The organism is Brachybacterium sp. SYSU DS0246 (assembly GCF_059391765.1).
The window spans coordinates 50,753-63,932 of the sequence record NZ_JBZXYT010000001.1 but is presented as its reverse complement, the minus strand read 5'-3'; the positions used below and the strand labels follow the sequence as shown (position 1 = coordinate 63,932).

Below are 13,180 nucleotides of genomic sequence, written 5' to 3'. Positions count from 1 at the left end.
GGACGCGTCCACCACCCCGCAAGGCAATCGCTTTCCGCTGCAGTTTATCCTCCTGGCCAGCAGCGTGAGAACCGCGACCGTGATACCTACCGTGAGCGGCGGACGTGAGAGGCTCGCTGGTCGTATCCTGAGCGGACCCGGACAGCGTTTCCCCGCAGGCCCGCGGTCCGTTCCCGATGTCCCGCACCCCTCGCCCCGAGCACCCCGTCACGAGTAGGAGCCCCGATGCCCGCAGTGCGTCTCAGCGACGTCGCCCAGGATGCCGGGGTCTCCCTGGCCACCGCCTCCCGCGTTCTCAACGGCTCCTCCCGCATCCCCGGCAAGGCGGTCGCGGAGAAGGTCGAGGCCTCCGCGGCGAAGCTCGGGTATGTGCCCAATGCGCAGGCGCAGGCCCTGGCGCGCTCCCGCTCCGGGCTGATCGGCCTGGTCGTCCACGACATCGCCGATCCCTACTTCGCGACCGTCGCCCGCGAGATCCAGCAGCAGGCCTTCGCCTCCCAGAGCCAGGTGCTGCTGACGCAGACCGACCGCGAGATCGACACCGAGGTCAGAGCGCTGCGGTCGCTGATCGCCCAGCAGGTCGATGCCCTGGTGCTGGTCGGCTCCCACCGCTACGGCAACGACTCCGACGCCGCGATCAGCACGCTGCTGGAGGGCTTCGCCCGCAACGAGGGCCGCGTGGTGGGCATGGGCCAGTCCCTCGGCGTGGGCCGCACCATCGTGCCGGACAACGCCGCGGCCGCTCACGAGCTCGCGACCTCCTTGGTGGTCGAGGGCCATCGCCGCTTCGCCGTCGTCCAGGGCATCGAGGGCATCCCCTCGGCCGGGGACCGCACCGGCGGGTTCGTCGCCGCCCTCACCGAGGCCGGCATCGAGCCCGAGCTGAACATCGGTGCCGGCCTGACCCGGGACGGCGGCCACCTCGCCGCCGAGCAGGTCCAGGAGCACCTGGAGGCGGCCTCCCCCGCCGAGGACCTGCCGCTGTGCCTGTTCGCCCCGGCCGACGTGATGGCCCTCGGTGCGCTCGGCGAGCTGCGCCGGCGCGGGATCGACGTGCCGGGCCAGGTCGCCGTCGCCGGCTTCGGCGGCGTGCCCGACGGGGCCGACGCGAACCCCTCCCTGACCACCATCGCCCTGCCGCTGCACGACATGGCGCGCCAGGCCGTGGAGTGGGTGCTGGAGCTGCCGGGGGACGCCGACGGGAATGGCACGACCGGCGCAGCCGAGACGGCCGGCGGGAACGGTGCCGATGGCGCCGACGGGCCGACCGACACCGCGGACGTCAGCGAGGTGCATGTGCGCGGTGACGTGCTGCTGCGGGAATCCACCGCTCTGACCACCCGGGCCTGATCGCCCGTGCTCACACGGAGCCCCGCTCGATCAGAGTGAATCGGCCGGAGTCGCTGTCGGCTCGCTCGTCCGGCTCCCCCACCTCCTCGCCCAGCAGGGAGAGTCCCCGGGCGAAGAGTTCTCGGGACAGCTCCGAGACGTCGAGGTTGATCGTGGTCAGCGGTGGCTCGAGGAACGCGCCCATCGGCTCGTCGTCCATGCCGATCACCGAGACGGCGTTCGGCACAGAGATGTCCTCGTCGCGGGCGGCGCGCAGCAGAGCGGCCGCCCAGACGTCGTTGTAGCAGGCCACCCCGTCGACGGGCTCCGGCTGGCTGGTCCAGGCGCGAAGGATGCGCTGCAGTTCAGCGCCCGTCCGGGGCGTGCTGCTCATGGTGACGGCCGCTGTCTGCGGGAGCGGCAGGCCGAGCTGCGCGCAGGTGTCGGTGACACCAGCACGCCGGGCCTCCTCGAAGACCCGCAGATCGTCCTCCGCCGCTCCCAGGTATGCCAGGCGAGACCGTCCGGCGGCCGCGAGCGTCTCGACCTGGAGCCGTGCCGCCTGCCCGTCGGCTCCGCCCCGGATCTGCCACCCGTCCACGACGGGGATGCGGAGGCGCTCGAGCGCCTCGAGGTCGGCGGGCTCGAGCGGGAGGATCGACAGCGCCAGCCGGGGCCGCAGATGAGCGAGGGTCGCCTCGAGCGAGTCCGGGGTGTCGGCGTGCTGGGTGACCAGGGAGCATCCGTAACGGTGGGCGAGTGCTGTCAGCTCGTCGAGGATGCCGCCGATGTTCCGCCCGAACGGCACCGGGCGCAGGATCACGAGGATGATCGGTGGCTGCTTGCCCCGCAGCGCCCGCGCACTGTGGTTGGGCACGTATCCCAGGTCGCGGGCGGCCGTGAGCACCCGTTGCCGGGTGGTCTCGGGGAGCGAGTGCCCCGGGCGCTCGTTGAGCACATAGCTCACGGTCGCCCGGGAGACTCCGGCCTGCCGTGCCACGTCGGCGCTGGTCGCGGCCCTTCCCGGCATGTCGCTCATCCTCCCGCTCGGACCGTCACCCGGCGTTGACCGTATCCAGGAATCGCTGGATCTGCTCGTGGCTGTATCCGCCGAGGCCGGTGAAGCGGCCGACGGGGATCTGCTCTGCCATCTTGCGCATCTCGGGATCGTTGAACAGGGGCGAATCCGCCATCAGGGCCTCGAGCTTCTCGCGGCCACCGGGGATCTCCATGATCTCCAGCATGGTGCTGGAGACGGTGGCGGTGGGCACCGGCTCATCGCCGGCTACCTCGACGTCGATGCTGAGACGCAGGTCCCGGCTGGAGGCGCCGAGCTCCAGGTGGTAGGTGCCGCCCTCGACCAGCCACGCACCCTCGCGAACGCTCCAGTACTGCAGGTCGGCGAGCGGGATGTCAATCCGCATGCGCTCGGAGGCGCCCGGCTCCAGTTCGACGTCCCCGAAGCCCTTCAGCTCCCGCGGCGCACGGGTGATCCGCGAGCCGGGCAGGGACGCATAGACCTGGACGATCTCGCGGCCGGTCCGCCCGCCGGTGTTGGTCACGGTCAGCTCCACGGCGATCCCGTCGGCCGTGGCGGTCGCCGAGGCGTCGGAGTACTCGAAGCTGGTGTAGCTCAGGCCGTGACCGAAGGGGTAGGCGACCTCGGTACCGCGCGCGTCCAGCCCGCGGTAGCCGACGAACAGCCCCTCGCCGTAGGTCACCCGCCCGTGCTCACCCGGGAAGTGGAGGTAGGAGGGGGTGTCCTCCAGGCGCAGCGGGATGGTCTCGGCGAGCTTGCCGGAAGGGTTTGTGAGGCCGAAGAGCACCTCCGCCGCGGCCTCGCCGCCGGCCTGGCCGAGCAGCCAGGCCTCGAGCACGGCGGGTGCCGAGCGCAGCGTCTGCGAGAGGCGGATCGCCGAGCCGTTGGAGAGGACGACCACGACGCGGTCGTTGACGGCCAGGACCTCCTCGAGCAGGCGCTCCTGGGCTGCGGGCAGCTCCATGTCGGTGCGGTCGTAGCCCTCGGACTCGACATCCTCACCCAGGCCGAGGAACAGCACCACGGTCTCGGCGCGACGGGCGAGGTCGACGGCTTCGGCGCGCAGGGCCTCGTCCTCCTCGGAACCGCCGGGCGTGAAGCCGCGGGCGAAGGGCACGTCCCCGGCGATCCCCCGGATGGAGTCCAGGGCCGTCGTCAGACGGGTCGGGTTGACGTGGGAGGAGCCGGCGCCCTGGTAGCGCGGGGAGGCGGCGAAGTCACCGATCACGGCCAAGCCGCCGTCGCGGCCGGCGGCGCCCGCTTCCAGCGGCAGCGTGCCGTCGTTGCGCAGCAGCACGATCGCGCGGCGGGCGGCCTCGAGCGCCACCTGATGATGCGCGCCGACGTCGTAGCTCGCGGACTCATCACGCTGGGCGAGGCCCTTGCGGATCAGGTCGAGCACCAGGCCGGCGGCCCGGTCGACGTGCTCGGGCGAGATGCTCCCCTCGGCCAGCGCCTCGGCGAGGGCCTGCTGGGCGCCGGGATCGGCCGGCATCTGCAGGTCCAGCCCGGCGGCGACGGAGCGGGGCCGGTCCACCACCGCGCCCCAGTCCGAGACCACCAGGCCTTCGAAGCCCCACTGCCCGCGCAGCACGTCGGTGAGCAGGAAGGAGTTCTCGGAGACCAGGGTGCCAAGCACGGAGTTGTAGGAGCACATCACCGTCCACGGCTGGGCGCGGGTGACGACGGCACGGAAGGCGCGCTGGTACATCTCGTGCAGCGTGCGCTTGTCGACCTGGACGTCGACGCGCATGCGGTCGGTCTCCTGGTTGTTCAGCGCGAAGTGCTTCACGGAGGTGCCGACGCCGCGCTCCTGCATGCCGTTGACGTAGGCGACGGCCATCTCACCGGTGAGGATCGGGTCCTCGGAGAAGTACTCGAAGTTGCGGCCGCACAGCGGGGAGCGCTTGAGGTTCATGCCCGGGCCGAGGACGACGGAGACGCCTTCGGCCAGCGCTTCCTCGCCGATCGCGGCGGCGACGGCGGAGGCGGCCTCCCGGCTCCAGGTCGCGGCGAGGCCGACGGCGGGCGGGAAGCACGTCGCCGGCACGGAGTCGTTCAGGCCCAGGTGATCACCTTCTGCCTTCTGGACGCGCAGGCCGTGGGGGCCGTCGGCGACCATCACGCCGGGCAGATCCTGCGAGGGCACGCCGTGGGTGTGCCAGAAGTCGGCGCCGCCCGTCAGGGCGACCTTCTCGTCCGGGGTCAGGTCGGCGGCGGGTGCGATGTCATCAGCCATGGAGTTCCTCCTCGAGCGTCCGGATGGACTGGATGGGATCAAGTTACACGAGTAACCAACGGGCCGACAGGGCACGGGCCCTCCCCGGCCGGTCCTCACACCGCGCGCAGCACCACCGCTAGCACTCCGGTCCCCGTCTCTGGATCGGTCGTCGTCCCCAGGCACAGTCGATGCACCGCCTCGCCCCAGGACCGCTGCAGCAGGGGGTCGTCGATCTCGCGTCGCTCCAGGTCCCCCGTTCCCAGTTCGGCGTCACAGCTCAGCTCGGCGATCGCCCCGGAGAGCGCCCGCACCTGCAGGCTCCCGGCGCGATGATCGAGCACGTCCCCGGCGAGCACGTAGTGGGCCTCCACGCCGTCCCCGAGCGTCGACCCGCCGCGCGGCTCGAGCTGCCAGTGGTCCTCGATGCGCACCGCAGGGGTCGATCCCCGCTCGAGCGCGACCCGCCGCTGGTAGCTGCGCACTCCCGCCTCGGCCGGGTAGGCGCCGGCCAGGTCGAGGGTCAGCGAGGACCCCTCCGCGCGCACCCCCTGCGCCGCATACTCCTCCCCCACGCCCTGCTCGCAGCCGCGGATGGTGGGCAGCGTGTGCCAGGAGCTGGTCATCGTCCAGATCTCGTAACGCCGCTCGCTGAAGGTCTGCGCGGTGTAGGTCGGCTGTCCCAGATCGATGAGCACAGGGCTCGCGCCGAGCGCGACCATGACGGAGCCGACGTCGAGGTGGTTGTGGGCCTCCGCGTTGTGGCCGCCCTTGACGGCGAGCGCCAGCCCGGCCTGATCGCCGGCTCGCTCGCGGGCCACCAGCAGCTGCACCTCGGGCAGCCAGGTCTCGGCAGGCAGCGGCGAGCCCGTCGGACGGCCGGCACGCCACTCCTGGTCCCCGACCGCCCACAGCACCCGCCCCAGGCCCAGCTCCGGCCGCACGGGCGGCGCCGGGTCGTCACCGCGGTGGGCGAGCGCACCGGCCACCACGTCCCCGTCCCCGAGCGCGCGACCCCACCGATGCAGCACCTCCCAGGGCTGGGGGTCCTCGGGCCGGGCCGGCCCGTCAGCCACGTTGACGAACCAGCCGTCCCCGAGCTCCATGCGATGCGGGAACCGTGCCAGCTCCGAGATCACGGGGATCTCGAGCACGGCCTGGCGCGAGAGCATGCCGCCGGAGGCCGTGCTGAGCAGGTCGATCGCCTCCAGCAGGCGGCAGGCCCCGTTCCAGAAGTAGGAGAAGCCTTCGTCGATGCCGCCGTCGGGAGGGAACGAGGCGAGGTAGCGGTCCAGCTGGGCGATCGCGAGGCAGAGCACGGCATCGCGGTCGGCCCGATCCTCCTCGCCGTCCAGCAGGAACAGCGCACCGGCGATGAGGTGCTGGTGGATCCAGCCGGTCCAGTTGTGGGCCCGGCCGTGCAGCCAGTGCCAGTCGCGGCGCGCGAGGTAGGGCTCGAACACCCGGCGGCGGGCCTCGCGGCGCATCCGCTGACGGAGGCCCGGCACATGCTGATCGAGCACATCGGCGAGGGCGACGTCCGCCCACGCCAGGACGTGCAGGGTCTGGCCGGCGCCGAGGTCGACCACGGGCGCGTCGGGATCGGGCACCACCCAGCCGCGCCGGTCGTGGGACTGCTCATGGGCCACCCAGCACCAGGTGGACATCTCGCACAGCAGCATCAGCCCGTCGGCCGCGCGGTCGATCCAGCGCTGCTGGCCGGTGGCGACCGCTGCGAGCACCGCCTCGCCGGTCATGATGCCCAGGCGCCGCGCGTCGTCCTCGTAGTCGGTGCGCACCCCTTCCCGCCAGAATCGCGTGTACTGGCTCAGCAGCGGGAACGGGAGGGGGTCATCGGCGACGGCGAGCGCCGGCGCGGTCATGGCCTCCTGCAGCGGAGCGGGCAGCTCCGGCGGGCCCTCTGCTGCCAGACGGGGCACCGGCAGGCGTTCGCGCACCTGGCCGAAGGCCTCCGACAGCTCTGGAGGCAGCTGCGCGCGGGCCGCCGCCTGGGGACCGACGCCGTCCGGATCATCGGACTCGACCGGCAGGCCCCAGGCACGACGCAAGGGTGCGGTCGGTCCCCGACCGTCCGGGTCAACGCTCATGCGTACGGCAGGACCAACTGCTCGAAGCGCTCGGCGACGGTGCGGATGGCGTCGGCGGCCGGGGTGGCCCACACGTCCTCGTGGAAGATCTCCACTTCGATGTCGCCGTCATAGCCGGTCGCGGCGATCATGCGGGTGATGGCGGGGAAGTCGATGTAGCCATCGCCCATGTAGCCGCGGGAGAACAGCGGTTCGGCGGCCAGTGGCAGGTTCCAGTCGCACACCTGGTAGCTCAGCAGGCGGCCGGCGTCGGCGGCACGCTGGATGGCGCGCTCGAGGTAGGGATCCCACCACACGTGATAGGTGTCCACGACGACGCCGGCGGCGGGGCTGCCGGTGGCCTCGGCGATGTCCAGGGCCTGGTCGAGGGTGGAGACCACGGCGCGGTCGGCCGCGAACATCGGGTGGAGAGGTTCGATCGACAGCGTGACCCCGCGCTCCTCGGCGTAGGGGGCCAGAGCCGCGATGTTCTCGGCGACGCGGGCGCGGGCACCGGCGATGTCCTTGTCCTCCTGGCTGATGCCGCCGACGACGAGCACCAGCGTGGGGGCGCCCAGAGCTGCGGTCTCGTCGATCGCGCGCCGGTTGTCCTCCAGCGCCGCGGCGCGGTCGGCCTCGGCGGCGGCGGTGAGGAAGCCGCCGCGGCACACGGTGGACACGCGCAGGCCGGCGTCATCGACCCGGCGGCGCAGGGCCTCCAGTCCGACCTCGGCGACGTCCTGGCGCCACAGACCGACGGCTTCGATGCCGGCGGCGGCGGTGGCCTCGAGGAACTCCTGGATCGGCGTGGTGCGGCAGGTCCAGCGGTTGATGGACAGACGGGGCGTGCCGGTCGTCTCCGGGGCGGGTGTGTTCATGCGGCGGATCCTTCCGTGAGGCCGTCCGGTCCGTCGGCTCCCCCGGCGGCGGCCCCAGCAGCGCCGGCGCCAGCGGCGTCGGTCCCGGCGGCGCCGGCGCCGACAGCGTCAGCAGCGTCAGTCCGAGCCACCTCGTATCCGGCCAGGCGCAGCATGGCGTGCCAGCGCTCGGCGGCCAGCTGGGGGCGCTCGAGGTTGCCGGTGCTCGCGGCCAGTTCGATGGTGCGCGAGAGGTGGGGCAGGCTGCGGGCGGAGTGCATCCCGCCCACCATGGTGAAGGCGGGCTGGTGCCCGTTCAGCCAGGCGAGGAAGGCGACGCCGGTCTTGTAGTGGTAGGTGGGGGCGGAGAAGACGTGCCGGGCGAGCTCCTCGGCGGCGTCGAGGATGCGGCGGGCCTGATCCGGCTCTCCGGCATCCAGTGCCTGGACCGCTGCGGAGGCGGCGGGCGCGGTGACGGCGAACGCGCCGAGCAGGGCGTGGGAGAAGCTGCCCTCCGGCTGGTCGGTGCGCGCCGTCGTCCCGTCGGCCCCCTCCCCCACGATCAGATGGGAGAAGTGGAAGTCGTCCCCGGTGAGCATCTGCACGCCGCGCGGCAGGCGTTCGCGCACGGCGACCTCCGCCTCGGCGTCCAGCAGGCTCATCTTCACGCCGCGGATCCGGGCCGGGTTCGCCTCGATGATCCGCAGCAGCGTCTCGGAGGCCTCGGCGGTGTCGCCGGAGCCGAAGTAGCCCGCCAGCTGCGGGTCGAAGGCGGTGCCCAGCCAGTGCAGCACGACCGGTTCGGTGGCGGCCTCGAGCACGCGGCGGTAGACGTCCTCGTAGTCCTCGGCCGACGTCGCGGCCCGGGCGAGGTGACGACTGGCCATGAGCACAGCGCCCGCGCCGGTGGCCTCGGTCGCGCTCAGCTGCTCGCGGTAGGCCTCGACGATCTGGTCCAGGCTCAGCTCGGGCTCGCTGCGGTGGTCGGTGGAGACACCGGCGACGACCAGGTCGCGCACCTGCGCGCCGTCCCGGAACAGGCCCGCGTAGGCGGGATCGGCGAGGGCCTCGCGGGCGGCGTCGGCGGTGCGGGAGATCAGTTCGCGGGTGGCCGCGGCGTCCAGCCCCATGTTGCGCTGGGCGGTGTCCATGGCGTCGGCGACGCCGAGTCCGCGCGACCACATGGTGCGGCGGAAGGCGATGGTCGCCTCCCAGTCGATGTCGGCCGGGGCGCCGGGGGTGTTGTCCCCGTGGACGGTCGGGACCACATGCACGGCGGCGAACACGGTGCGCGAGCGCAGCGGCGCGGTGGGCGCAGCGAAGGGGACCGCCTCCCCCAGCGGCATGGTGTGCAGATGGCCGTCCTCATCCAACAGGGTCAGATCGGTGCTCGTCATGGTGCTCAGACCTCCGTGAGCGGGTCGAGGGTGATGCGGCGGCCCTCGGCGGAGCTGGCGAGGCCGGTCTCGGCCAGGCGCACCCCGCGGGCGCCGGAGAGCAGGTCGAACGGATAGGGGCGGCCCTCGATGTAGTGGCGCAGGAAGTCCTCCCACTGCACCTTGAAGCCGTTGTCGAAGGTCTCGTTGTCGGGGACCTCGATCCAGTCGTCGAAGTAGTCGTGGCCGTCCTTGACGTCGGGATCCCAGACCGGCTTCGGGGTCGCCTCGCGCGGCTGGATGTGGGCGCTGTGCAGGCCCACGACGGCGGAGCCCTTGGTGCCGTCGACCTGGAACTCGACCAGCTCATCGCGGCGCACGCGCACGTCCCAGCTGGAGTTCATCTGCACCACGATGCCGTTCTCGAGGCGGAAGACGCCGTAGGCGGCGTCGTCGGCGGTGGCGGTGTACCGGGTGCCGTTCTCGTCCCAGCGGGCCGGGATGTGGGTGGCGGTCTGGGCGTAGACGTCGGCGATGCGGCCGAAGAGGTCCTCGATGACGTAGTTCCAGTGCGGGAACATGTCCGCGACGATGCCGCCGCCGTCCTCGGCGCGGTAGTTCCAGGAGGGACGCTGGGCGGCCTGCCAGTCGCCCTCGTAGACCCAGTAGCCGAACTCGCCGCGCACGGAGAGGATCTCGCCGAAGAAGCCGGAATCGATCAGGCGGCGCAGCTTGAGCAGGCCGGGCAGGTAGAGCTTGTCGTGGACGACGCCGGAGACGGTGCCGGCCTCCTTCGCCAGGCGCGCCAGCTCGAGGGCGTCGGCGAAGGACTCCGCCGTGGGCTTCTCCGTGTAGATCGCCTTGCCGGCGGTGATGGCCTTCTTGAGGTTGTCCACGCGCAGGTTGGTCACCAGGGCGTCGAAGTAGACCTCGTAGTCCTCGTCGGCCAGGGCGGCCTCGACGTCCGTCGTCCACTGCGTCAGGCCGTGGCGCGTGGCCACGGCGGTCAGCTTCTCCTCGTTCCGGCCCACCAGCAGCAGCTCGGGCAGCAGCCGGTCGCCGTCGGTGAGCTCGACGCCGCCCTGGTCCTGGATGGCGAGCAGGGAGCGCACCAGATGCTGGCGATACCCCATGCGTCCCGTGGCCCCGTTGACGATGATCCCGATCCTGCGTGTGGCCATGTGGCGGCTCTCCTTCATGTGCGGCCGCGGCCGGCGCGGCGGCAGTCCGTGCTGGGCTGACTGAGAGGAACGGCCGCGATCCCGGCTGCTCGCGCGCCACGTCGCGCACGAGCTGCATCCGTCGTGAGCGACGGATGACGGTAACCGCTTTCCGTTCCGGGGGCTCAGTAGATCATGTCACCGCCCGGGTTTCAAGCGCTTTCCCGTCGCGCCCGGCGCCGGACGCCCCCGCGCTCTCGCGCACGCCCTCTCGCTCCCGCGTGGACCCTCGACGCAACGGCCCCTCAGACATAGGATGTTTAGCGTTGCCGAGACGCGATGCCCGGCGCGCTGCCGCTGGGACCGCGGCCCCCGACCCTGAGGAGAAACCTGTCATGACGCCGCCCGATACTCTCAGCCGGCGTCACGCCGCAACGCGCTGGCTGGAGGCATTGCCTCTGGGAAATGGTCGGATCGGTGCCATGGTCTGGGGTGACCCCGAGGTGGCGCGCTTCAGTCTCAATGAGACCACCCTGTGGTCCGGCTCCCCCAGCACCACCCGGAACAGGTGCACCTCGCGCGAGGACGCGGCAGAGCTTCTGACGCGTGCCCGATCGCAGTTCGGCTCCGGGCAGATCGTCGAGGCGCAGAACTCGATCGAGGAGCTCGGGGCCGCATGGGCGCAGGCCTATCAGCCCGTCGGGGATCTGCAGGTGCGCCTCTCTCGCGCGGACGGGACCCAGCAGCTCGTCGAGCGCACACTCGATCTCACACGGTTCGAGCACACCGCACGGACGCCCGACGGCGAGCACCGCACCTTCGTCAGCACCGCCGACGAGGTCCTGGTCCATGCCGCCCCCTGCCCCGACGGCGCCGACGTCGCGCTCGAGTTCACCTCCCCCCTGGTCGAGGAACGGCGCACCTCCGGGCCGGACGGCCTCACCCTCGTCCTCCGCGCCCCGTCGGACGGCGTGCCGACCCGCCACGGCGATGTCGCCGAGCTCGCGTGGGACGCCGAGGGCGCGAGCCGAGCGGCCGTCGTCGTCCGCACCCGGCGCGAGAGGGGCCGCATCCTGGTCGTCTGCGCCATCGTCACCACGTGGCAGGGCATGGGCCGGCACCCCGACCGCCCCCTCGCCGACGCTCTCGCCGAGGCAACGGGCCAGGCCGACGCCGCGGTGGCGCGCGGTGAGCTCGACCTCCGCAGCCGCCACCTCGAGCGTCTCCCGCTCGGGGCCGGCGATGTCGAGCTGGAGCTCAGCGGCTCCGAGCACGCGGAGCTGCTCGCCACCACCTTCGCCTACGGCCGCTACCTGCTCGCCGCCTCCTCGCGTCCGGGCCTGCCGCCGGCGAACCTCCAGGGCATCTGGAATCCCCACGTCCTGGCACCGTGGAACTCGAACTACACGGTCAACATCAATCTGGAGATGAACCACTGGGCGGCGGGGGTCGCGCACGTTCCCGGCGCAGCCGGGGCCCTGGAGGGCTACGTCGCCATGCTGCGCGAGAGCGGGAGCGAGACGGCCCGCCGTGTGTACGGCGCCGACGGCTGGACCGTCCACCACAACTCGGACCCGTGGGGCTACACCGATCCTGTGCGCGGCAATCCCAAGTGGTCCTCGTGGCCGATGGGCGGCCTCTGGCTCGAGCGCGAGCTCTCCTCGATCGCCGCCTTCAGCGGGGAGCAGCCACGCTCGATCGCCGAGCGCCGCTTCCCCGCGCTGCGCGACGCAGCGGCCTTCGCTCTCGATCTGCTGTGGGAGACGGAGGACGGGGAGCTGGTCACCTTCCCCTCGACCTCCCCGGAGAACGAATGGGTCGCACCCGGCGGCACCCCGGTCGGGCTCAGCGAGGGCACGGGCATGGACCGCTGGCTGGTGCGGGAGATCTTCGAGCTCCTCATCGCGGCATCCCGCCTGACCGGCCGCGGTGACGACGAGATCGTCCGGCGCGCCGGGGCGGCACTGGACCGGGTGCCCGGGCCGCGGGCGGGGGCCGACGGCCGCATCCTCGAATGGCACGCCGACGGGCTCGAGGAGGTCGAGCCCGAGCACCGGCACGTCTCCCACCTCGGCTTCCTCTACCCCGGCACCGATCCCGTGCCCGATGAGCTCTCCCGCGCCGCCGCCGCCTCGCTCGAGGCCCGCGGGGACGAGGCCACGGGGTGGTCGCTGGTGTGGAAGACGTGCCTGTGGGCACGCCTTCGCCGCCCGGACCGGGTTCAGGCCCTGCTGGAGCTGTACCTGCGCCCGGCCGAGACCGCCGACGGCGTCGAGCGCAGCGGCCTGTACCCGAACCTCTTCTCGGCCCATCCGCCGTTCCAGATCGACGGCAACATCGGGATCGTCGCCGCCCTCGCCGAATGCCTGCTCCAGAGTCACCGTGGCGAGCTCGAGCTGCTGCCTGCGCTGCCACCGATCATGGCCGACGGGTCGGTCCGCGGGCTACGGGCGCGGCCCGGCATCGAGGTCGACATGACCTGGGCCGACGCCGACGTCATCGCGCTGCACCTGCGCGCGGTGGGTCCGGGGGCGCTGGGCACCCACACGGTGCGTCGTGGAGAGCGACTGCTCGACGTGGAGCTCAGGGATGAACGGCCCGTGGAGATCGACCTCTCACGGCTGATCTGAGGGCGCCGCCCCATCGGGCACACTGACCGTATGAGCCCGACGGACGATCATCGCGAACTGCTGCACATCGGAGCGGTCGCCGAGCGCACCGAGCTGAGCCTGCGTACGCTGCGCCACTACGACGAGATCGGCCTGGTCACCCCCTCGGAGCGCACCGAGGGCGGGTTCCGGCTCTACTCCGAGCAGGACGTCGAACGCATCCTGCTCATCCGACGGATGAAACCGCTGGACTTCAGTCTCGAGCAGATGCGCGAGCTGCTCGATGTCGCCGACGCGGCCGACGGGCCGGGCGCCCCCGCCGAGGCCCTCCGCACGCTGCGCGAGTTCGAGCAGATCGCGATCGAGCGGCGCAGTGCCCTGGAGAAGAAGGTGGCGATGGCCGATGAGTTCCTGGCGCGTCTGCGCGAGATCGCCGGCCCCGAGGAGAGCGGGACCGCCCTGGACGCGACGAATCGGTAGACCGTCGCTGCCTGCCACCCCTCGA

Annotated in this window: 9 protein-coding genes; 3 read left to right on the top strand and 6 right to left on the bottom strand. The window is 72.2% G+C overall.

Going from position 1 to position 13,180, the window contains the following annotated elements; translation table 11 throughout:
- Nucleotides 1–225 precede the first annotated feature (225 nt).
- Entirely contained in the window at nt 226–1,350 is a 1,125-nt protein-coding gene (locus AC5020_RS00255) for a LacI family DNA-binding transcriptional regulator (protein WP_464986740.1), read from the top strand.
- 10 nt (nt 1,351–1,360) lie between these two features.
- Here AC5020_RS00255 and AC5020_RS00250 read toward each other — a convergent pair whose 3' ends face one another.
- The 6 genes from AC5020_RS00250 to AC5020_RS00225 form a co-directional block, all read right to left on the bottom strand.
- Nucleotides 1,361–2,359, bottom strand: coding sequence for a LacI family DNA-binding transcriptional regulator (locus AC5020_RS00250; protein ID WP_464986739.1), 999 nt, complete (start codon nt 2,357–2,359; stop codon nt 1,361–1,363).
- A 25-nt stretch (nt 2,360–2,384) separates the two neighbouring features.
- The gene (locus AC5020_RS00245; RefSeq protein WP_464986738.1) at nt 2,385–4,607 is read right to left on the bottom strand and encodes a glycoside hydrolase family 3 C-terminal domain-containing protein; all 2,223 of its coding nucleotides are present in this window, start codon (nt 4,605–4,607) and stop codon (nt 2,385–2,387) included.
- Nucleotides 4,608–4,702: 95 nt separating this feature from the next.
- Complete coding sequence (locus tag AC5020_RS00240; RefSeq protein WP_464986737.1) at nt 4,703–6,694, bottom strand: heparinase; 1,992 nt, start codon at nt 6,692–6,694, stop codon at nt 4,703–4,705.
- Nucleotides 6,691–7,551, bottom strand: coding sequence for a sugar phosphate isomerase/epimerase family protein (locus tag AC5020_RS00235; protein ID WP_464986736.1), 861 nt, complete (start codon nt 7,549–7,551; stop codon nt 6,691–6,693). The genes AC5020_RS00240 and AC5020_RS00235 overlap by 4 nt, the downstream gene beginning before the upstream one ends.
- Nucleotides 7,548–8,927, bottom strand: a complete 1,380-nt coding sequence (locus AC5020_RS00230; protein ID WP_464986735.1) for a DUF993 family protein — start codon at nt 8,925–8,927, stop codon at nt 7,548–7,550. The genes AC5020_RS00235 and AC5020_RS00230 overlap by 4 nt, the downstream gene beginning before the upstream one ends.
- A 5-nt stretch (nt 8,928–8,932) precedes the next feature.
- Nucleotides 8,933–10,087, bottom strand: a complete 1,155-nt coding sequence (locus tag AC5020_RS00225; RefSeq protein WP_464986734.1) for a Gfo/Idh/MocA family protein — start codon at nt 10,085–10,087, stop codon at nt 8,933–8,935.
- Nucleotides 10,088–10,461: 374 nt separating this feature from the next.
- On the opposite strand from AC5020_RS00225, the gene AC5020_RS00220 reads away from it, so the two are divergent.
- Nucleotides 10,462–12,696: a glycosyl hydrolase family 95 catalytic domain-containing protein gene (locus tag AC5020_RS00220; RefSeq protein WP_464986733.1), complete on the top strand. Its 2,235-nt coding sequence runs from the start codon at nt 10,462–10,464 to the stop codon at nt 12,694–12,696.
- A 30-nt stretch (nt 12,697–12,726) separates the two neighbouring features.
- Nucleotides 12,727–13,155, top strand: coding sequence for a MerR family transcriptional regulator (locus AC5020_RS00215; RefSeq protein ID WP_377793698.1), 429 nt, complete (start codon nt 12,727–12,729; stop codon nt 13,153–13,155).
- The last annotated feature ends 25 nt before the right edge of the window (nt 13,156–13,180 follow it).